At 72.3% G+C, this 19,655-nt stretch carries 18 protein-coding genes and 1 riboswitch; of the genes, 8 read left to right on the top strand and 10 right to left on the bottom strand.

Translation table 11 applies throughout. The features are described from left to right. Positions 1 to 15: 15 nt before the first annotated feature. Positions 16 to 1,113, bottom strand: coding sequence for an epoxide hydrolase family protein (locus AB0M08_RS39575; protein WP_364505187.1), 1,098 nt, complete (start codon positions 1,111 to 1,113; stop codon positions 16 to 18). Between the two features lie 68 nt (positions 1,114 to 1,181). On the opposite strand from AB0M08_RS39575, the gene AB0M08_RS39570 reads away from it, so the two are divergent. Continuing rightward, the gene (locus AB0M08_RS39570) at positions 1,182 to 1,601 is read left to right on the top strand and encodes a MarR family transcriptional regulator (protein ID WP_364505185.1); all 420 of its coding nucleotides are present in this window, start codon (positions 1,182 to 1,184) and stop codon (positions 1,599 to 1,601) included. A 108-nt stretch (positions 1,602 to 1,709) separates the two neighbouring features. Here AB0M08_RS39570 and AB0M08_RS39565 read toward each other — a convergent pair whose 3' ends face one another. From AB0M08_RS39565 to AB0M08_RS39555, 3 genes are all read right to left on the bottom strand, one after another. Next, positions 1,710 to 2,693: an NlpC/P60 family protein gene (locus AB0M08_RS39565; RefSeq protein WP_364505183.1), complete on the bottom strand. Its 984-nt coding sequence runs from the start codon at positions 2,691 to 2,693 to the stop codon at positions 1,710 to 1,712. 16 nt (positions 2,694 to 2,709) lie between these two features. Then, positions 2,710 to 2,843, bottom strand: a riboswitch (cyclic di-AMP (ydaO/yuaA leader). 119 nt (positions 2,844 to 2,962) lie between these two features. Continuing rightward, the gene (locus AB0M08_RS39560; RefSeq protein ID WP_364505181.1) at positions 2,963 to 3,877 is read right to left on the bottom strand and encodes a M56 family metallopeptidase; all 915 of its coding nucleotides are present in this window, start codon (positions 3,875 to 3,877) and stop codon (positions 2,963 to 2,965) included. Further along, entirely contained in the window at positions 3,874 to 4,227 is a 354-nt protein-coding gene (locus AB0M08_RS39555) for a BlaI/MecI/CopY family transcriptional regulator (protein ID WP_364505179.1), read from the bottom strand. Before AB0M08_RS39555 ends, AB0M08_RS39560 begins: the two co-directional genes overlap by 4 nt. Positions 4,228 to 4,303: 76 nt before the next feature. Between AB0M08_RS39555 and AB0M08_RS39550 the strand changes: the two genes are divergently transcribed. From AB0M08_RS39550 to AB0M08_RS39535, 4 genes are all read left to right on the top strand, one after another. Beyond that, complete coding sequence (locus AB0M08_RS39550; RefSeq protein WP_364505177.1) at positions 4,304 to 5,725, top strand: cytochrome ubiquinol oxidase subunit I; 1,422 nt, start codon at positions 4,304 to 4,306, stop codon at positions 5,723 to 5,725. Between the two features lie 12 nt (positions 5,726 to 5,737). After that, on the top strand, positions 5,738 to 6,718 hold the full coding sequence (cydB, locus tag AB0M08_RS39545) for a cytochrome d ubiquinol oxidase subunit II (protein WP_364505175.1): 981 nt from the start codon (positions 5,738 to 5,740) through the stop codon (positions 6,716 to 6,718). A gap of 161 nt (positions 6,719 to 6,879) precedes the next feature. Continuing rightward, complete coding sequence (gene cydC, locus AB0M08_RS39540; RefSeq protein WP_364505211.1) at positions 6,880 to 10,635, top strand: thiol reductant ABC exporter subunit CydC; 3,756 nt, start codon at positions 6,880 to 6,882, stop codon at positions 10,633 to 10,635. A gap of 9 nt (positions 10,636 to 10,644) precedes the next feature. Continuing rightward, entirely contained in the window at positions 10,645 to 11,199 is a 555-nt protein-coding gene (locus AB0M08_RS39535) for a helix-turn-helix domain-containing protein (protein WP_364505173.1), read from the top strand. Here the strand turns inward: AB0M08_RS39535 and AB0M08_RS39530 are convergent. Further along, a complete protein-coding gene (locus AB0M08_RS39530) occupies positions 11,178 to 11,720 on the bottom strand; it encodes a GNAT family N-acetyltransferase (protein WP_364505171.1) in 543 nt (180 codons plus the stop codon). The two genes, AB0M08_RS39535 and AB0M08_RS39530, sit on opposite strands and share 22 nt — an antisense overlap. Positions 11,721 to 12,117: 397 nt before the next feature. On the opposite strand from AB0M08_RS39530, the gene AB0M08_RS39525 reads away from it, so the two are divergent. Further along, on the top strand, positions 12,118 to 13,425 hold the full coding sequence (locus tag AB0M08_RS39525; protein ID WP_364505169.1) for a DUF222 domain-containing protein: 1,308 nt from the start codon (positions 12,118 to 12,120) through the stop codon (positions 13,423 to 13,425). 4 nt (positions 13,426 to 13,429) lie between these two features. Here the strand turns inward: AB0M08_RS39525 and AB0M08_RS39520 are convergent, their stop codons facing one another. Further along, the gene (locus tag AB0M08_RS39520; RefSeq protein WP_364505167.1) at positions 13,430 to 13,984 is read right to left on the bottom strand and encodes a hypothetical protein; all 555 of its coding nucleotides are present in this window, start codon (positions 13,982 to 13,984) and stop codon (positions 13,430 to 13,432) included. 224 nt (positions 13,985 to 14,208) lie between these two features. Continuing rightward, on the bottom strand, positions 14,209 to 14,424 hold the full coding sequence (locus AB0M08_RS39515; RefSeq protein WP_364505166.1) for an LLM class flavin-dependent oxidoreductase: 216 nt from the start codon (positions 14,422 to 14,424) through the stop codon (positions 14,209 to 14,211). Positions 14,425 to 14,607: 183 nt separating this feature from the next. Between AB0M08_RS39515 and folP the strand changes: the two genes are divergently transcribed. Next, positions 14,608 to 15,474, top strand: coding sequence for a dihydropteroate synthase (gene folP, locus AB0M08_RS39510; RefSeq protein WP_364505164.1), 867 nt, complete (start codon positions 14,608 to 14,610; stop codon positions 15,472 to 15,474). A gap of 10 nt (positions 15,475 to 15,484) precedes the next feature. Here the strand turns inward: folP and AB0M08_RS39505 are convergent, their stop codons facing one another. Beyond that, the gene (locus AB0M08_RS39505) at positions 15,485 to 16,891 is read right to left on the bottom strand and encodes an MFS transporter (RefSeq protein ID WP_364505162.1); all 1,407 of its coding nucleotides are present in this window, start codon (positions 16,889 to 16,891) and stop codon (positions 15,485 to 15,487) included. Between the two features lie 72 nt (positions 16,892 to 16,963). On the opposite strand from AB0M08_RS39505, the gene AB0M08_RS39500 reads away from it, so the two are divergent. Then, positions 16,964 to 17,527, top strand: a complete 564-nt coding sequence (locus AB0M08_RS39500) for a TetR/AcrR family transcriptional regulator (protein WP_364505160.1) — start codon at positions 16,964 to 16,966, stop codon at positions 17,525 to 17,527. Here the strand turns inward: AB0M08_RS39500 and AB0M08_RS39495 are convergent. Then, positions 17,516 to 18,583 (bottom strand): amidohydrolase family protein, encoded by a 1,068-nt coding sequence (locus AB0M08_RS39495; RefSeq protein WP_364505158.1) that lies wholly within the window; start codon positions 18,581 to 18,583, stop codon positions 17,516 to 17,518. The two genes, AB0M08_RS39500 and AB0M08_RS39495, sit on opposite strands and share 12 nt — an antisense overlap. Positions 18,584 to 19,002: 419 nt before the next feature. Beyond that, positions 19,003 to 19,632 carry a DUF4241 domain-containing protein gene (locus AB0M08_RS39490; protein WP_364505156.1) on the bottom strand — a complete coding sequence of 210 codons (630 nt, stop codon included), beginning with the start codon at positions 19,630 to 19,632 and terminating at the stop codon, positions 19,003 to 19,005. Between the last annotated feature and the right edge of the window lie 23 nt (positions 19,633 to 19,655).

The raw sequence follows: 19,655 nt of genomic DNA, 5'->3' as shown, positions 1-19,655 counted from the left end.
GCGTACCGGGAGGGGTCATGGGGCGTGGGTCCGGAAGAAGGTGGTGACGTCCGCGGTGAAGAGGCGGGGGACCTCCAGAGCCGCGAAGTGGCCGCCGCGGGGGAACTCCGTCCAGTGCGGGATGGTGTAGCGCCGGGTGGCCAGCGGGCGGACGGACCGGGTGATGTCGGCGGGGAGGACCGCCACGCCCACCGGAGCCCGGCACGGGGCCGGTGGGGCGCCGAGGCCGGTCTCCTTGAAGAAGCGGGCGGAGGACGCCGCGGTGCGGAACAGCCAGTGGTGGGCGACGTCGGCGATGACGCGGTCCACGGGGACCGGGGTGGACGGGTCGGACCAGCGGTCGAACTTCTCGGCCAGGAAGGCCAGCAGGCCCACCGGGGAGTCGTTCAGGGCGTAGGCCGGGGTCTGCGGCGTCGCCGCGAAGAGGATCTGGTGCGGGTGACGGCGGGCGGCGAAGGCCGTGATCGCGGCGAGGCGGGACCGGTCGGCATCGGAGAGAGAATCGCCGAAGGACGCGGGAGTACCCGGCGGGAGGGGCGTCGGGAGGTAGTTCACGTGGACGGCGGCGACCTCGCCGGGGGCGACGGCGGCCAGGTGGAGGGAGACGCCGGCGCCCACGTCGCCGCCCTGGGCGCCGTAGCGGGAGTAGCCCAGGGCCGACATCAGCGCGGCCCAGGCGGTGGCGACGCGCCGCACCCCCCAGGGGCGGGTGGTGGGGCCGGAGAGGCCGAAGCCCGGGATGGCGGGGACGACGACGTGGAAGTGCTCGGCGAGGGGGCGCACCACGTCGAGGAATTCGACGCTGGAACCCGGCCAGCCGTGGGTCAGCACGATCGGGAACGCGTGCGGGTCGGGGTGGCGCAGGTGCAGGAAGTGGACGCGGTCGCCGCCGATCTCGGCGACGTACTGCGGGAGGGCGTTCCACTCTTCCTCGTGGGCGCGCCAGTCGAAGGCGGCCCAGTGGGCGGCGAGCGCGCGGACCCGGGCGAGCGGGATGCCGTAGTCGTCGCTCGCGCCGGCACCGGGGAGCTCATCGGGCCAGCGGGCACCGGCGAGGCGGGCATGCAGGTCGTCGAGGTCGGACCGGGGGACGTGGAGGCGGAATTCATTCATGTCTCTAACGTTCATATGACTAACGTTAGACTCACTAACGTTAGGAGGGCCAATGTTATCCTGGACACATGGATCATCTGGCTAGCTGGCTGCTGTCACAGACGGCCGCGTACGCGCATCGGCTCGTCGGGGACGGGTTCGCGGCGGTCGGGGCGCGGGGATACCACTACCGGCTGCTGGCGTCGCTGGAGGCGGACGGGGCGGCCAGTCAGGCGGCGCTCGGGCGGCGGACCGGGATCCATCTCAGCGACCTGGTCGGCGCGCTGAACGAGCTGGAGGGGGCCGGCTTCGTGGCCCGGTCACCCGATCCGGCGGACCGGCGGCGGAACGTGATCACGCTGACCGGGGCGGGGGCGGCGCGAGCGAAGGAGCTGGGGGAACGGGTGGCCGAGGTCCAGGACGAACTGCTGGAGCCGCTGTCGGAGGCCGAGCGGGAGCAGCTCACCAGACTGCTGCGGAGGCTGCTCGACCATCATCGGGGCGGGTGACCGCACTGCTCCGGGCGTACGGGAGAAGCTTCCGGGCGTACGGGAGAAGCCGGGGCAGAGAGGGCCGCCACCGCCGGAGCGGAAGCGGCCCTCTGCGCGGAATGACCACTAAGCCGGTCGGCGATAGCCCGCGATCGGCCCTCGATCAATCGTCGCCATCCGCACATAGTCGCCCGTGTGCGGGGCGTGGACCACCATGCCGCCACCGATGTAGATGGCCACGTGGTGCACGTCGGAGTAGTAGAAGACCAGGTCGCCGGGCTTCAATTCGCTCCGGCTGACCGCCTTGGTGGAGTTCCACTGATCCTTCGTGTAGTGCTCCAGGCTGACGCCGACCGAGGCCCACGCCGCCTTCGTCAGACCCGAGCAGTCGTAGCTGTTCGGACCCTCCGAGCCGAAGACGTAGGGCTTGCCGATCAGGTCGCACGCCTTCTGAGCGGCCCGTCCACCCTTGTCGTTGGTGTAGGTGACCGGGCAGGGCCCCGTCTTGTACGGGCCGTCGTCGGCGTCCGACGCCTTGTACGCCGTCAGCCGCAGCTTCTGGAGCGACGTGATCTCCTTCTCGATCGCCACCTTCTTGGTCTTCAGGTCGGCGTCGCGGGTGGAGATCTCGGCGGCAAGCTTGTCCAGGGTCTGCTTGTCGGCGGCGTACTTGTTGCGCAGTTTCACCACACTGGCGATCGAATCCTCGCGGCTCTGGGAGAACTGGTCGAGATACGTGAGCTTCTCGGTCAGTCCGTCGGCCGAGCCGCTCTCCAGGAGAGCCGTGAAGACGCTCGGCGGGCCCTGCATGTAGGCGTCCGCGGCGAGACCGCGCACGTCCTTCATCGCGGCCTCGACCTGAGCCTCCAGCGGATCGAGCTTCTTGGCGAGATCCTTCTGCTGCTTCTGCAGCTTGGTCAGCTTGCCGTGCACGTCGTTGTAGTCCTCGATGACGGGCTCGAGCTCGTTCCACTGCTTGTCGATCTTGTCCTCGACGCTGGACGGCGAGGGTGTGGCGTGGGCAACTGCAGGACCGGTGAGAACGATTCCGGCCGCGGCGACGGCGCACAGCACACTGTGCACCAGGCCGCGCACACCAATCCGTTTCACGTGGGCGCGTTGTCCTTTCTTCCCACTCGGCCGCCGACCGGGTTAGCTGTCGGGTTCGGGCGGGAAGCACGCCCGGCCGCGGGGTACGCGGCTTCACCCCGGGAACGTGGGTCCCCGGCTCGCCTCTCGGCGATTAGGCGGTGGTTCGTCAGATCGGCCGGATGGACGATGGGGGGCTGCCGAACCGGGGACCACCGTACTCGGATCATGGGGCCAAATGAAGCGCGCGCCGGGAGGGATACCGCACGCACACCCCCCGATACGCAGGGTCACCGAAACGGCCAGGCTTTCAGGGCCAGCGTGAGCCAGGGCACCACGACGATCACGGTGGGTAGCACGACGAGCCCGATCGCCCCGGCGCCGGCAACGGCGGTGAGGGGGCTCGAGGTCCGGTCCGGGCCGTCCAGGCGGTCCAGTCGGCGGCGCCGCGCCTCCCCCGCCCGGCCGGCCGGCGCGGCCTCCCCGGCGAGCGGCACGGCGTCGGAGAGACGGGCGAGCGCGGCCCGCAGCGGGTCCGGCCCGGTGCGGCGGCGCGCGGCGTCGTCCGCCACCATCTCCAGCAGCTCGTGTACGGCGTCCAGCGGCGCCCGGCTCCGCAGCGGCGGCGGCACGGCCTGATAGAACGCGGTGAAGCTCTCCATCACCAGCTCGTGCCGGTGCCGCAGGTGCGCCCGCTCGTGGGCGAGGACCGCGTCGACCTGCGGGGCGTCCAGCACACGCAGCACGGCGTCGGAGAGCACCACGCGGGGTTCGCGCCCGGGGACGCAGTAGGCCAGCGGCAGGGGGCCGTCGAGGACCCGTACCTCGTCGCCGCTCAGTTCCTGGTGGCGCTCCACCCGGTCGAGCAGGTCGACCAGCATCCGGTGCCGGGCCCGTCGCGCCCGCGCCCGGTAGGTCACCCGGCCGAGCGAGATCAGCAGCCGGATCACGATCGTCCCGGCCACCAGGAGCGAGAAGACCAGCGCGGCGGCGGTGATCGGGTGCTCGGCGCCGGCCTCGCGGGTCAGTTCCTCGGGGCCGGCGAGCACCACACCGAGGGCGCAGAGCACCGCGGTCAGGGTGATCGCCTGCCAGAGCAGGACGGCGGCGGCCGGCGCGCGGTCCGGCCAGCGTGCGGCGGCCAGCACACCCGGGACGACCAGCGAGAGGGTCAGCCCGAGCGCACCCAGGACGAGTGCCGTCACGTCTCGTTGTTTTTAGCTTCTTCCATGGCGGCCGCAAGGGTACCCGGCGGGAGCTGGCCCAGGAAGTACGCGAGGGCGGCGTCCTGGTCGGTGGTGGAGCTGAGCGCGTCCATCATCAGGGCCGCGGTCATCTCCTCGCGGCTCTGCGCCGGCACGTACCGGTACGCGCGGTCGGCCTTCTGCTGGATCACCAGGCGTTTCTTGGCGAGGCGGTCGAGCACGGTCATCACGGTCGTGTACGCCAGATCACGGTCGCGGCCGACCCGCTCGTGAACCTGCCGTACGGTCAGCGGCTCGCGAGCGTCCCAGAGCTGTGCCATGACCTCACGTTCGAGGTCGCCAAGTGCCATGTGTCCCATCCTACTAGGGCCAGTCGTACTACGTTGCGTAGTATCTACTACGAAGAGTCGTAGAAGGGGCTACCCGATGGACGTGCTCGACCTGACGCGCTTGCAGTTCGCGGTCGTGACGATCTACCACTACCTGTTCGTGCCGCTCTCGATCTGCCTGAGCGCGACCGCGGCCGGGCTCCAGATCGCCTGGCTGCGGTCGCGGAACGAACGGCACCTGCTGCTCACCAAGTTCGTCGGCAAGCTGCTGATCGTCACCTTCGCGGTCGGCGTGGTCACCGGACTGGTGCAGGAGTTCCAGTTCGGGCTCGGCTGGAGCGCGTTCGCGAAGTTCTACGGCGACGTGTTCGGGCCGACCCTGGCGATCGAGGGGATGCTCGCGTTCTTCCTCGAGGCGACGTTCCTGGCGCTCTGGTACTTCGGGTGGGAACGGCTGCCCCGGGCGGTGCACACGGCGACCATCGTGATCGTGGCGGTGGGGACGCTGCTCTCGGCGTACATCATCCTGGCGGCGAACTCGTTCATGCAGAACCCGGTCGCGTACGCCATCGATGCCACCACCGGGCGCGCCCACCTGACCAGCTTCCGGGAACTGATGACCAACGAGGTGGTGCTCGCCGCGTTCCCGCACACGATGGCCGGGGCGATGATGGCCGGCGGCGGGCTGCTGATGGCGATCGGGGTGTGGCGCACTGTCGCGGACAACGCCTTCCGGACGCTGGGGCGGCTCGGCGCGTGGCTGATGCTCATCGGCGGGGCCGGGACCGCGCTCAGCGGGGACCACCTCGGCAAGGTGATGACCGCGGTGCAGCCGATGAAGATGGCGGCCGCCGAGGCGCTCTACGAGACCACCACCGGGGCGCCGTTCTCGGTCTTCGCGCTCGGCAGGCTCGGGCACGAGAAGCCGTTCCTGACCATCGAGATCCCGAAGCTGCTCTCGTTCCTGGGGACCGGGTCGTTCAACGGGACCGTCCAGGGGATCGACGACCTGCAGGCGCAGTACAGCGCGCAGTACGGGGCCGGGAGCTACGTGCCGATGATCCCGGTGGCGTTCTGGACGTTCCGGCTGATGATCGGGGCCGGGGTGCTGGGGATGGCGTTCGCGGCGTACTACCTCTGGGTGTCGGCCGCTTCGCGCCGCCTCCGGATTCCGCTTCTGCCCCGCTTCCTGCAGATGGGTTCGGGTACGCCCACCTGGGTGAAGCGGGTGCTGCTGATCTCGCCGGCACTGCCCGCGGCGGCGAACACGTTCGGGTGGGTGTTCACCGAGACGGCGCGGCAGCCGTGGCTCGCGTTCGGGATCTCCAAGGTGTCGGACGGGATCTCGCCGGGGCTGACGAGTGCCGAGGTGATCGCATCGCTGGTGGGGTTCACCGTGATCTACGGGTTCCTGGCGGTGGCGTGGTGCAGGCTCGTCGTCCACCTGTCGCGGAAGCCGCTGCGTCCTGATATCTCGGATATTTCTGATAAGTCAGCCGAACTCGCCCCGGCTTACTAGGAGACCCCCCTCATGATCACCTTCTGGTTCGCGATCCTCGTCCTCGCCTGGGTGCTCTACTTCGTCCTCGAGGGCTTCGACTTCGGCGTCGGCATCCTCGCGCCACTACTCGGGCGCGACGACCACGAGCGGGGTGCGGTCATCCGTACGGTCGGGCCGTTCTGGGACGGCAACGAGGTGTGGCTGGTCGCCGCGATCGGGGTCACCTTCGCGGCGTTCCCCGACTGGTACGCGGTCCTGCTCTCCGCGCTCTACCTGCCGATGGTCGCGATCCTGCTGCTGCTGGCGGTCCGCGGGGTAGCCCTCGAATTCCGCGGCAAGCACGACTCCCCCGGCTGGCGGCGGCGCTGCGACCTGCTGCTCGCCGGGTCGTCGGCCGGCATAGTGTTGCTCTGGGGCGCGCAGCTCGGGGTCTTCGTGGACGGGCTGGCGCTCGGCGCGGACGGATCGGTCACCGGCAGCGGGCTCGGGCGCAGCCTGTCACCGCTCTTCACCCCGGCTGCCGGGCTCGGCGCGGGCGCCGCGCTGCTCGGGGCGATCCTGCTCGGCGCGGCGTTCCTGGCGCTGCGGACCACCGGGCCGGTCCGGCGGCGGGCCCGCGCCCTGGCCAAGCACGGCGGCAGCCTCGGGGCGGTGGCGCTGCTCGCGGCCGGGATCGCCACCGGGTCGAAGCTGACCCTGCTCGCGGCGGCACTCAGCTTCGGGGCGGGACTACTCGCCCGGCGGGGCTGGGAGGGACGGGCGTTCGCGGTCATCGCGGCCGGGGTCGCCGGGGCGGTGGTCGCGGTGTTCACGGCGCACGGGGACGTGGTGCTGCTGAGCACGCTGGATCCGGCGTGGTCGCTGACCCGGGAGTCGGCGGCGGCGACACCCTCGGCGCTGCGCCTGCTGACGGTGGCGGGGGTGATCGTGCTGCCCGGGGTGGTCGCGTACCAGACCTGGTCATACTGGGTGTTCCGGCGGCGGATCGCCAGCGAACGGGTGGCGTCGTGAGTGCGATGGCGTTCGGGTCCACGGGGAAGGCGGTGCCGGGCGGGCGAGGCGCTGGCTCCGGCAGCGCGGCGGGCTCCGGCAGCGCGGCGGGCTCCGGCAGCGCGGCGGTTTCGGGTGTCGGCGCGGGCTCGGCGGAATCCGCCCGCGACGAGCGGGGACGGATGCCGGGGCGGCGGGAATCGCGCGGGCCGATCGATCCGCGGCTGCTACGGCACGCGCGAGCCAGCCGGGGTGGGATCGCACTGCTCGCCCTGATCGGGAGCGGTCAAGCGGCGGTGACGCTGGCGATCGCGTACGCGCTGACGCTGGCGATCGCCGGGCCGGGGGTGGCCCGGTGGCTGCCGGGTGACTCGCGCGGGGAGGCGGTCGCGCTGCTCGCGGGCGCGTTCACGGCGCGCGGGCTACTCGCCTGGGCCGAGCAGGTGGTGGCGCGGCGGACCGCGGCGCGGGTGACCGGCCAGCTGCGCCGGTCACTTCTGGCGACGATCGTACGCAGGGGGCCCGGCTGGGTCGCCGGGTACGGGCAGGGCCGGCTCAGCACCGTGCTCGGCACCGGGCTGGACGCCCTCCGGCCGTGGTTCTCCGGGTACCTGCCGTCGCTGGTGCTCGGGGTACTGCTGCCACCGGCGGTGATCGTGGTGATGGCGCTGGTGGACCCGGCGTCCGGCCTGATCGCGCTGGTCACGCTGCCGCTGATCCCGGTTCTCGGCGCGCTGATCGGGTGGGCGACGCAGGCCCGGGCGCGTCAGCGGTGGGCGGCCGACGCGCGGCTGGCCGGGCACTTCCTCGACGTGGTGCGCGGGCTCGGGACACTGCGGATGTACGGGCGGGCAGAACGGCAGATCGGCGTGATCGCCGAGCTGACCGACCGGCACCGGCGGGCCACCATGCGGGTGCTCAAGGTGGCGTTCCTGTCGTCGACGGCGCTCGACCTGGTGGGAACGCTGTCGGTGGGGCTGATCGCGGTCGAGGCGGGGCTACGGGTGGCGGCCGGGTCGATGGAGCTGGGGCCGGCGCTGCTGGTGATCCTGCTGGCGCCGGAGGCGTACCGGCCGCTGCGGGAGATGGCGGCGAAGTACCACGCGTCGACGGACGCGAGCGCGGTGATCGCCGATGTGGACGAGATCCTGACGTCTCCGGTGTCCGCGCCGGACGTCCCCTCTCCCGGCGTCCGTTCCGCCGGTGTCCGTTCCGCCGGCGTCGCGGCATCCGGTGCCGCCGCGTCCTTTGTGGGGGTGGTCTCCGGGGGGTCCCACTCCGACCGCGGGGTGCGGTGGGGGGTGGTCGCCGCCGGGCTGCGGGCGCGCTATGACGGGGTGGCCGGGGATGCCGTACGGCTCGATGAGCTGGCGGTGCGCGGCGGGGAGATGGTCGCGCTCCGCGGGGAGTCGGGGACGGGGAAGACCACGGCGCTGCGGGTGCTGGCCGGGCTGCATCCGGCGGAGGCGGGCGCTGTCGCGGTGGGGACGGCGTTCTACCTGCCGCAGAAGCCGTCGCTGCCGCACGCGCGCGTCGTGGGGGACGTGTTCCCCGAGGGTGCCTCCCTGGGGGAGATCCGGGCAGCGCTGCAGACCGTCGGGCTGGACGGGGAGATCGGGGCGGGTACGGCGCTCGGGGAGCACGGGGGCGGGATCTCGGCCGGGCAGCGGCAGCGGCTGGCGCTCGCGGCGCTGCTGTACCGGGCCGGGCGGGGGGCCGCGACGACCGCGACGACCGCTGAGCGGTCGGGCCGGGGTGTGCACGGGGAGCCGTCCGAGGCTTCCCGGTCCGGGGGGAGCGGCGATCTCAGGGTGTCGCGCCTCTCGGGGAGCGGGCCTCTACCGCGGGCGACCCCGGTCGTGACGCTGCTGCTGGATGAGCCGACGGCGCATCTGGACGCGGCGGCGGAGCGGCTGGTCGTGGGGCGGTTGCGGGAATTCGCGGAGCGTGGGTGCGCGGTGCTGGTCGTGGCGCACCGGCCCGCTCTGCTGAACGCGGCGGATCGGGTCGTGACGGTGTATCCGCCCACGGTGGCGGAGGCGAGTACGGGCCGCCCGGCTGCGGGCGCGGGCGCCACGCCTGCCAGCCCAGCCAGCCCTGGCGTCTCTGCAGGCTCTGACATCCCTGCAGACCCTGCCGCCTCCGCCGGCGTGGACAGCGGTACTGGCTCTGACGTCTCTGCCCACGTGGCCGTCTCTGCCCACGTGGATGTCTCTGCCGGCGTGGATGTCTCTGCCGGCGTGGACGTCTCTGCCGGCGTGGACGAGGTCGCGGTGGAGCGGGACCAGACGAGGCGGGACGAGGCGGAGGGAGCGGGGCGGCGGGTCGGGGTCGCCGTCGTGCTCGGGGCTGCGGCGTCGATCGGGGGGCTGGTGCTCACCGGGGCCGCGGCCTGGCTGCTGGTGCGGGCCGCCTCGTTGCCGCCGGTGCTGACGCTGTCGGCGGCGGTCGTGCTGGTGCGAGGTAGCGCGGTGGCACGTCCGCTGCTGCGGTACCTGGAACGGCTCGTGGCACACGATGTGGCGTTCGCACGGCTGGGGAGGCGACGGGCCCGGGTCTACGCGGAGCTGATCCCGCGCGTGCCGGGGCCGCGACTGCACCGGCGCGGGGAACTGCTCACTCGTCTGGTCGACGACGTGGACGCCCGCGTGGACGGGCTGCTCCGGGGACGGCTGCCGGCTGCCGCGGCGGCGCTGACGGCCGGGATCGCCGGGGTGGCGGCCGTCTGGGCGGCGCCGGTGATCGCGATTCCGCTGGCCGCCGGGGTGGTCGTGGCGGGAGTCGTGGCGCCGATGACGGCCGGGTGGCTGGCGGACCGGCAGGAGGCGGCCACCGGGAAGGCCCGTGCGGAGTTGCGCGACGCGCTGGTCGAAGCGGTAGACGGCGTCGAGGAGATCGGGGGCGGGGGCGGGGCTGCGGGCGTACCGGAAACGCGCAGTGACACCCTCGCGAAGCTGGAGGCGCGGCAGGCGCGGACCGGTGGTCTGAGCCTGGCGCTGGCCCACCTGGGGTGGGGAATCGCGGTGGCCGGGGCGGCGATGGCGCTGGCGCGTGGCGGGCTGTCGGCGGAGTGGAACGCGGTGCTGCTGCTGGGCGTGGTGGCGCTCGGGGAGTCGCTGGTGGCGCTGCCGGAGGCGGCGATCGCGCGGCGGCACGCGGCCGGTGCGGAGGCGAGGGTGGCCGCCCTGACGGCCGATCCGGTTCCGGCTTCGGCAGGAGCTCAGGAGTGCCTCCCCGCGGATGAAGCCCACCCGGACGCCGACCGCGGGGATCAGACCGCCGAAACGGGGACGCTGTGTGTGCGGGGGCTGGTGGCCGGGTGGGATCCCACAGGGGCCGCGGCGCTCGATGGGCTGGATCTCGAACTGCGGCGCGGGGAACGGGTGGCTGTCACCGGGCGGTCGGGGGCCGGGAAGTCGACGCTGGCGGCGGTCGCCGGCGGGCTGCTGCCCGCACGGAGCGGGGAGGTCCGCGCCGGAGGGAAGATCGTGGTCGTCGGGGAGGAGACGGGGCACGTGTTCGCGTCGACGGTGCGTGAGAACCTGCGGCTCGCGGCGCCCGGAGTGAGCGACGCGGCACTGGTGGAGGTGCTGCGCCGGGTCGGGCTCGGTGGGTGGCTGGCCGGGCTTCCGGACGGGCTGGACACCTGGCTGGGCACCGGGGGAAGCACGATCTCGGGTGGGCAGCGGCGGCGGCTCGCCACGGCACGGGCGCTGCTCGCGGAACCGGACGTGCTGGTACTGGACGAGCCCACCGAGGGGATCGACGAGGCCGGGGCGCGGGCACTGATGGCGGATCTGCTGGACGCGGCGGGTGGCCGGACCGTACTGGTGTTCGCACACCGGGGGGAGGGACTCGACCTGGTGGACCGGGTGCTCGAACTGTCCGGTGGCCGGCTGATCGCATCGAATGTCCGGATGGACCGATTGGTCCACTAAGCTGGCGGTATGGCACGCACGCCGGTCCCGGGCACCCGGGACACCGTCCTGACCGCGGCCGCCGGGCTGTTCTACCGGTACGGCGTGCGCGCGGTCGGGATGGCGCAGGTGGTCGAGGCCGCGGCCTGCGGGAAGAACCTGCTCTACCGGCATTTTCCCAGCAAGGCGTCCCTCGCCGCGGCGTATCTGCGGTTGTACCGGACCGAACGGGAGCGGTCGGTGGCCGAGGCGTTGCGCTGGGCGGACGGGCCGGGACCGAAACTGGTCACCCTGGTCGGGGAGATCGCCGAGATGGTGCGGCGACCGGGGTACCGGGGGTGCGCGTTCCGGAACTACCTGACCGAGTTCCCCGGCGAGAACGACGAGCCGGCACGGGTCGCCAAGCAGTATCTGGCGGACAGCCGTACACAGGTGGCCGCACTCGTCAGCGAGCTCGGCGGGGACGACCTGATGGCGGACCGGGTCTGGCTGGTGGTGGACGGACTGCACGCCGGACCGCCCGATCAGGCCAGGGTCGCGGTGGACTGGGTGACCGAGATCGTTCAGCGCAGGTCGATCGCGTAGAGCAGCTTGTCGTACCGGGCGCCGCCGACGGCCACGAAACGCTCCAGCACGCCGTAGCGGTGGAAGCCCAGCGATTCGTAGAGGACGGCGGCCCGGGTGTTGTCCCCCCGCAGGTCCAGGGTCAGCACCTCGACGCCCCGGGCCTGCGCCGCCGCGATCAGGCTGGTCATCACCGCCCGACCAGCGCCCCGGCCCCGGAGGGACTGGGCGATGGCCAGCTTCTCCACGTCGGCGTGCGGGCGGTGAGTCGGCCGCAGGTAACGCCGCCAGTACCCGAACCCGGCCACCACGTCCTCCGCGTCGAAGACGACCGCGAGCGCCGCGTCCCCCGAGTGGATCCCGGTGGTCACCTCGGCGAGGAGCAACTCCACCTCGTCGGGCTCGGGCGGGTCGACCCAGCCGAGTGCCGCTCCCCCGGCCACGAGCTCGCGCACCATCGCCGTGATCGCGGCCGTCTCCGGCTTGGTCAGACCGTCCGTCCCGATCAGTCGCACCTCGTAGTAGCCCACCCCGGCAGTCAAGCAGAGAGAAGCTGGACGCAGGCTGCCAGGATCTCGGCAGCGGTGACCACCGGCGGAGCGGGATGCGCCCGTCCGGTCGGCCGGACGTCCACGGAGCCGCGGCAGCGGAAGCCCGGCGATGCGCTCCACACCACGCGGGCGCGGATCGGCCGTATCGGCGTCCTCGACGAGCCGCCCGCAGCCGGGACAGCGGCGGCACGTTCACAGCGGCGCGCCGGGACGGGGAGCGGTGGTTCGGACACGACCCGAGCCACCCGACGAGCTGACCATGGCCAAACCGTCCAGTCTCCACCCGGCGGCTGGTGATCCCGCGAGGTTATCCACAATCCACAGGGCGAGCGTCCGGGGTCTGGCGCCGTCGCGTGAGAGCCCGAGAATGGCGGGCATGTGGGAGGCGATGAGTCAGCTCAGAGAGGACGCGGTCGCGGTGGCGGCCCGGCCTGCCTCCGAGCTGCCCACCGCCGAGGCGGTCGCCTGCCTCCGCGCGCTGCACGAGACGATCCAGTCGCTCACCGCGGCCCGCTCCCACCTGGTCCGGGTCCTGGATCAGAGCGGGCACGCGACCGCGGACGGCGCCCGCGACACCGCCGCCTGGCTCCGCGATGCGCTGAAGGTCGATCTGCACACGGCCCGGTCCATGGTGGCCGCGGCCGGTCTGCTCGACCGGCGCCCCGTGCTGGACGAGGCGTTGACCAGCGGAAAGGTCAGCGCCGAGCAGGTCCGGGCGATCGGCGAGGCGGTGTCCTTCCTACCGGATTCCGTCGGCGAAGCCGTCATCGGCGAGGCCGAACTGGCGCTGCTCGGCCATGCACAGCGGTTCGAACCGTCCCGGCTCCGGCGCCTCGGCGAACGCATCCTGGAGCACGTCGCGCCCGAAGTGGCCGAGCGTGTCGAGGCGGAATCGCTCCGCCGGGCCGAACAGCGCGCCTGGTGGCGGCGCGGGCTCACGCTCTGCGCGCCGGTCGCCGGAAACGTCCGGATCACCGGATGCCTGACCGTCGAGGACGCCGCCGTCGTGCAGGCCGCGCTCGCGCCACTGTGCACCCCGGCGCCCGGAGCGAGGGACAAGGTCTCCACCGATCACCTCGGCAGCGATGAGGGCGCCGGCCACGGCGACAACCGGTCACCACGGCAGCGGCGGGCCGACGCGCTGGTGGAGATCTGCCGGTTGGCGATGCGCACGGAAGACCTCCCCACCAGTGGCGGTCAGTCGTCGCAGGTCACCGTGATCATCGACTACGAATCCCTGCTGACCGGCACCGGCGCGGCGACCACCGAGAGCGGTGCCCGCGTCAGCGCCGAGGTCGCGCGGCGGATGGCCTGCGACGCGGGGCTCGTCCCGATCGTTCTGAACGGTGAGGGGATGCCTCTGGATCTGGGCCGCGGCCGGCGGTTGTTCAGCCCGGCGCAGCGCCAGGCGATGGCGGCCCGGGACGGCGGATGTGCCTTCCCCGACTGCGACATGCTGTCCCGTTGGTGCGACGCCCACCACATGATCTCCTGGGCCGAGGGCGGGAACACCGATGTCTCGAACGGCGTCATGGTGTGCCGCCGACATCATCGGCTGGTCCACGAGGGTGGCTGGCGGGTGCGGTGCGGCTCCGACGGGCTACCCGACTTCATCCCGCCCCGCTGGGTCGATCCCCGTCAAACGCCGCAGCGCAACATCCTGCACCGGCCACCGGTCCGCCAGCCCGATCCCTGATCCCTCACGGCTCGTTCGCGAGGTTCCGGTACGTGTCCCGGGTGACCTCGAGCATCGGCCGCTCGAAGAGGAACGGCATCTCCTCGTACCGGGCCTTGCCCACCGGCGTCCAGAAGGCCGACCTGGGCACCGCGTGCGCCCCGACCAGCCGGCGCTTCACGAAGAGCAGCACCTCGTCGACCGCCGCGGCGGCCATCGCGCAGTGCACCCGGCGGTCCGGGTCGGTGAGCCGGACGGATCCGGCGTACCGGTCCGCGACCAGCATCCACTCACCCGGGTCGAGCAGTTCGGAGGGTGTGGTCCCGTCACCCCAGCGGAACTGTTCGCCGGGACGGGGGAACGGCTCCGGGTCCTTCGGGGTACGGAAGTCGAACTCGCGGTGTGTCCCGCATCCGGGGCAGTCCCAGTCGTACCGCACCGTCAGCTGACGGGACACCTCCAGTACCGATATCCCCCACGGCAGCTGCCGCCCGGGAAAGGCCCCGTTCCCGCACGAGCACGGGTTGAGTTCCATGAAGAGGTTGGTCTCAGCGCTGGTCCGGGCGAACGGGATCCGCATGCGCCCAAGCTAGACAGCGCGGTCAATGACCCAGTTCGACCGGCTCTCGCTTGATATGTTCCATCAATGCCTGGGGCGACGCCCCAGTCCGCCGTGAACGATCCCCGGCCGGCAGCGGAATAGTGATCCGGACGAAGGCGTCCGGTGAGCGCCTCAGCCGGCAGCCCCGATGCCACAGCAGGTTGATGCGCTACAACACCTGGCAAGCCGGGCCTGCTCTTCCCTTAGCACGGGAAATCCCTGGCCGACCCCGTGCTGAGCCCACCCCGAGCCGCGAACCGCCCCTCCGAAATGATCGCCAGGGTGGCCGCGGCCTGCGCGATGATCGCCGGGTGGTAGCGCATCGAGGGGCAGGTCACCCCGGTCGCCGGCCCCAGCGTGCCGGTCTGCGCCGCGATCGCGCTCAGCACGTTCCGCGCGAACGGCGAGTGTTCCTGCACGGCCAGCCATGGATGGCAGTGATCGCCGATCGCCGCGAAGTCGAATCCGGCCCGCTCCCACGGTGCGCCTGCCGGATCGGCTCCCGAGGGCCGAACACCTCGGCCTCGAGCCTGTACCCCACTCTCATGACCTGGCCATTCCCCCGGCGGGGGAGCATGAACGGCCTGTTAGGGTCGCCTATCGTGGGCAACGACAGCGGCGTACGGGTGATCGGCGGCCGGACCTTCGACTTCTCCCGCCGGGTCGCCGTGATGGCGATCGTGAACCGCACGCCGGACTCGTTCCACGACCGGGGGCGCACCTTCGCCCTGGAGAAGGCGACCGAGGCGGTGCGCGCCGCGGCAGCCGACGGCGCCGACTGGATCGACATCGGCGGCGTCCCGTTCGCGCCGGGCCCCGAGGTGACCGCCGCCGAGGAACTGGACCGGGTGCTGCCCGTCGTCGAGGCCGCCCGCGACCTTGCCGTGGTCTCGGTCGACACGTTCCGCCCCGAGGTCGCCCGCGAGGTGATCGCGATGGGCGCCGGGGTGGTCAACGACACCTCGGGCCTGCGTGACCCGGCGATGGCCGACGCGGTCGCCGGCACCGACGCCCAACTGGTCATCTGCCACAGCCTGGCCGCGCCGCGCACCCATTATCCCAGCCCCCGCTACGACGATGTGACCACCGAGGTCGGTGCCTTCCTGCGGGAGAAGGTCGAGCTCGCCCTCTCCCGCGGCGTCCGCCCGGACCAGATCATCATCGATCCCGGCCACGACCTGAACAAGAACACCCGCCACTCGCTCGACCTGACCCGGCGCCTCGACGAGATCACCGCGATCGGCTACCCCCTGCTCGCGGCCCTCAGCAACAAGGATTTCATCGGCGAGACCCTGGACCGTCCCCAGCACGAACGCCTCCCCGGCACCCTCGCCGCCGTCGTCTTCTGCATCCTGCGCGGCGCCCGGATCATGCGGGTCCACGACGTCCGCGCCGCCGTCGACGCGATCCGCATGACGGAGGCCATGCTCGGCTGGCGCGACCCCGTCCGCCTGCGGCACAACATCTGAGCGCGGGCGCTCAGGCCCGGCGGGGCAGCCACAGCGCGACGACCGCGCCCGCCGCGATCACCCCGGCCCCGACCAGGACCGCCGGCACCGTCCCGTCGACGAACGCCTGCCGGCTCGTGAACCCCCCGTACGAGCTGAAGATCGAGGAGAGGGCCGCGACACCCGCCGCCACCCCGAACTCCCGGATGGTGTTGTTGGCTCCCGACGCCACCCCTCGCTGCGACTCGTCCACACTCGCCAGCACCAGCGTCGAGATCGGCGCGAAGGTCAGGCCCATCCCGATACCGGCCAGTACCAGCCCGCCGATCAGCTCCGGGTAGGTCATCGTCGCCGAGGTGACCAGCCCCATCCAGGCGATTCCTGCCGCGAGGAAGACCTGACCGGTCACGATCAGCACCCGCTGCCCCACCCTCCCGGCGAGCAGCCCGGCCAGCGGGGCGACGATCATCGGCGCCGCGGTCCAGGGCAGCGTGCGCACCCCGGACTGCAGCGGGCTCAGCCCCTGCACCACCTGGAAGAACTGGGCGAACAGGAAGACCGACCCGAACGCCCCGGCCGCGAAGGTCAGCGTCACCACGTTCACCAGGCTGAATCCGGGCGCACGGAACAATGCCAGCGGCAGCATCGGCGTACGGTTGCGGCCCTGCCAGACCAGGAACGCGGCCATCAGCACGACACCCGTGCCGAGCATCACCGGCACCCGGCCATCGGTCCAGCCTCGGTCGGGCCCGTCGACGACGCCCCAGATCAGCAGCAGCATCCCGCTCGACGACAGCAGCAGGCCGAGCGGGTCCAGCCTGCGGCCGCCGCCGCGCGACTCGTCGAGCACCCCGCGGGCCAGCACCACCGCGACCACGCCGATCGGCACGTTGAGCCAGAAGATCCAGGACCAGTGCAGCCCGTCGACGACCGCCCCGCCGACCACCGGTCCGACCGCGACGCCGAGCCCGGTGATGCCGCCCCAGACCCCGATCGCCGCGTTGCGCAGCCGGTCCGGCACCGCCTGGGCGAGCAGTGTGAGCGCCAGCGGCTGGATCGCCGCTCCGCCGAGGCCCTGGATCGCCCGGGCCAGGGTGAGCTGCCATGCTTCGGTGGCGAGCGCGGCGCCGGCCGAGGCGAGTGTGAAGACCACGAGCCCGGTCAGGAACATCCGTCGCCGCCCGAGCCGGTCGCCGAGCGCGGCGGCGGTCAGCAGGAACGCTGCGAACGGCAGCGTGTAGGCGTTGACGAACCACTGCAGGTCGGTGATGGACGCGTGCAGTTCGGTGCGGATGACCGGCAGCGCGGTGCTCACGACCAGGTTGTCCAGCGCGACCATGAAGGTCGGGATCCCCACGGCGGCCAGCACAGCGGCGAACGGCCTGGCCGCCCGGCCTCCTGCCGGTTGCGTCGCTTCTTCCTGTACGGCGGTGCTCACGACACGTACCCCCTGAAGTTGTTATTCACTGATAACTAAAGAAGGTAAGCATCGACTGATAACATGTCAACCATGACCCGGACACGCTTCACCGCCCAGGAACGCCAGGAGCAGCTCGTCACCGTCGCCCTCACCGCGTTCACGCAGGGCGGCTACGCCGGCACCACCACCGACCAGGTCGCCCGGCTGGCCGGGGTCTCCCAGCCGTACGTGATCCGGATCTTCGGCAGCAAGCAGGAACTCTTCCTCGCCACCCTGCGCTACGCGGGTTCACGGATCGAGCAGAAGTGGCGTGACGCCGCGGCGTCGAACCCCACCCTGGCCGGCCTCGGCGACGCCTACACCGACCTGCTGGCCGAACGCGAGCTGCTGATCGTCCTGCTGCACGGCTTCGCCGCCAGCGCCGACCCGGCCGTCGGCGACGCCGTGCGCGCCTGCTACGGCAGCCTCTACGAGACGGTCCGCGAGCTGACCGGCGCGACCGCGGAGGAGGCCCGCGACTTCTTCGCCATGGGCATGCTGATCACGGTCCTGGGTTCCATGCACGTCATGGGCCCGGACCAGGTCCCCCTCCAGCCCTGGATGACCGAGCTGATCAGCACCTTCGGCACACCCGGCGGCGCCTCAGAGCAGTGACCGGCCGCGAACCAGCCTCCCGCGGAGGACGACCGCCCGCGGATGGTCCAGTATCCCGAGATCGTCCCGGGGATCGACGTCGTACACCACCGCGTCGGCCGGCGCGCCCGCGACCAGGCCCGGCAGGCCCAGGTAGGCGCGGGCGCCCCACGAGGCCGCGCCCAGCGCCTGATGCGACGGTACCCCCGCCGCCACCATCGCCCTGACCTCGCCGGCGACCCGCCCGTGCGGCCGCGAATCGGTCCCGGCCAGCACGGTCACCCCCGCCTCCGCCGCCGCGGCGACCAGGCCGCCGTGCGCGCTCGCACCCTGGACGTACGAGCCCGTCCGCACCGCGTCGTCCGGCGACGCCAGCCGCCGGGCCAGCGACTGGTTGATCGCCGCGAGCGTCGGCGTCAGTGCCATCCCCAGCGCGGCCATCCGGGGCAGCAGCGCCGAGTCCAGGCACATCCCGTGTTCCAGCGAGTCCACTCCGGCCTCGACCGCGACCACCCCGCCGGCCGCCTGCTGCGAGTGCACCGCGAGCCGCCCGCCCACCGCGTGCACCCGCGCGACCGCCTCACGCAGCACCTCGACCGGCATCACCTCGTCCTCCGGCTGCCAGTCGACCACGATCTTCGCCCACCCGGTCCGGGCCGCCTGCGCCGCCGCGACGTCCGGCAGGTCGGCGAGCGAGGGCCGCCGCCCCCAGCCGTCGAAGAACTGTCCCCGCTGCGCGATCCAGGGTCCGGCGTGGACCGCCCGAGGGCTGTCCGGATCCCGCCCGAACCAGGCGGGAGGCTCACCGTCGCCCGCCAGGCCGGGCGCCCGGATCAGCGCCACTCCGGCGTCCAGGTGCCCCCGCAGGTCGGCCCGGAGGGTCTCCTCGTCGAGCGGCAGGCCGACCCGCTCCGCGCCGGGATGGGTGTGCGCGTCCACCAGCCCCGGCAACAGCCAGCCCTCGGCCACCAGGGTGGCGCCCGGAACCGGGTCGTCGGTCCAGCGGTCACCGTCGGCGTACAGATCCACCGGCTCCCCGTCCGGCAGCGCACGCCCCCGAACCCTCAGCACCGCCACGATGTCACTCCGTCCTCGCCATGCCGACGACGCCCGTACCAAACGAAGCCCATACCAACGAAACCCGCACCGACGAAACCCGCACCAACAGAGCCCATACCGACGAAGCCGTACCAGTGAAACCCGCACCAGCGGAGCCCACGCCGGCGGGGCCCACGCCGGCGGGGCCATACCGGTGAAACGATCCGGGTGCGGACTGTTGCACTGACGCAACACGCCTGCAACCATGACCTTCAATCCCGCACGGCGATGGTCACCGCGAGCGGCACCGGCTTCGTCCGGCCGGTCCGACCCCGTCTCGCCCGGCCAGGCGCCCGGCGCGGAGAGCACCGCCCGCCGGTCACACCGGTGGCGACGCAGGACAGCGTGTGCCGGACCTCCGACCGGCACACGCTGCGCCGCCCATCACCGGTCCGTCATCAGGGGATGACCATGAAGTCGGTGAGGAAACAGGCGACCTCACCTTCCGCGGTACGCCCCACGAAGGTCGGATAGAACCCGTCCCCCCACCCCGACTCCACCATGATCAGGTTCGCCCCGGACGGCTCGTCGACCACCACGTCGTACAGCCCGGGGACCGGCGCCTCGGGGAACTCCTCCGGGTCGAAGGCCGACTCGAACTCCTCGGCGTCCCAGTCGGCGAGCACGTGCGACACCGTGATGTCGGCGAGCGTGCCCGCCCCGGTGTCCACGCCGTACCCGAAGTACTCGTCATCGCCGAGCTCACCGGGGTCGTCCCCGTCGACCAGCGCCGGCTCCCACGACGCCACCGGCTCGTCACGGATCACCAGCTGCAGCGCGGCGACCCGCCGCTGCCACTCCTCGTCCTCCTTGTACAGCGCCGCGATCCAGGCCACCGCCGGGTACGCGCCGGGTGGGACGGTCGCCGTGAAGGGCTGGTCGACGTCGTCGGCGACGCCCGGGTCGAACCCGACGACCTGGCCGGTGGGGAGGACGACGTCGCCGAGCGGATGCCGCTCGACGACGAACGTCACGTCGTCGGAGGGGTAGCGGGCTCCGGCCCGCAGAAGCCGGTCGAGATCAAGCATGCGGGGAAGGTACCGGACCAGGG

This window comes from Actinoplanes sp. NPDC051851, from assembly GCF_040681165.1.
GTDB lineage: Bacteria > Actinomycetota > Actinomycetes > Mycobacteriales > Micromonosporaceae > Actinoplanes.
This window is presented reverse-complemented; position numbering and strand designations above follow the sequence as displayed.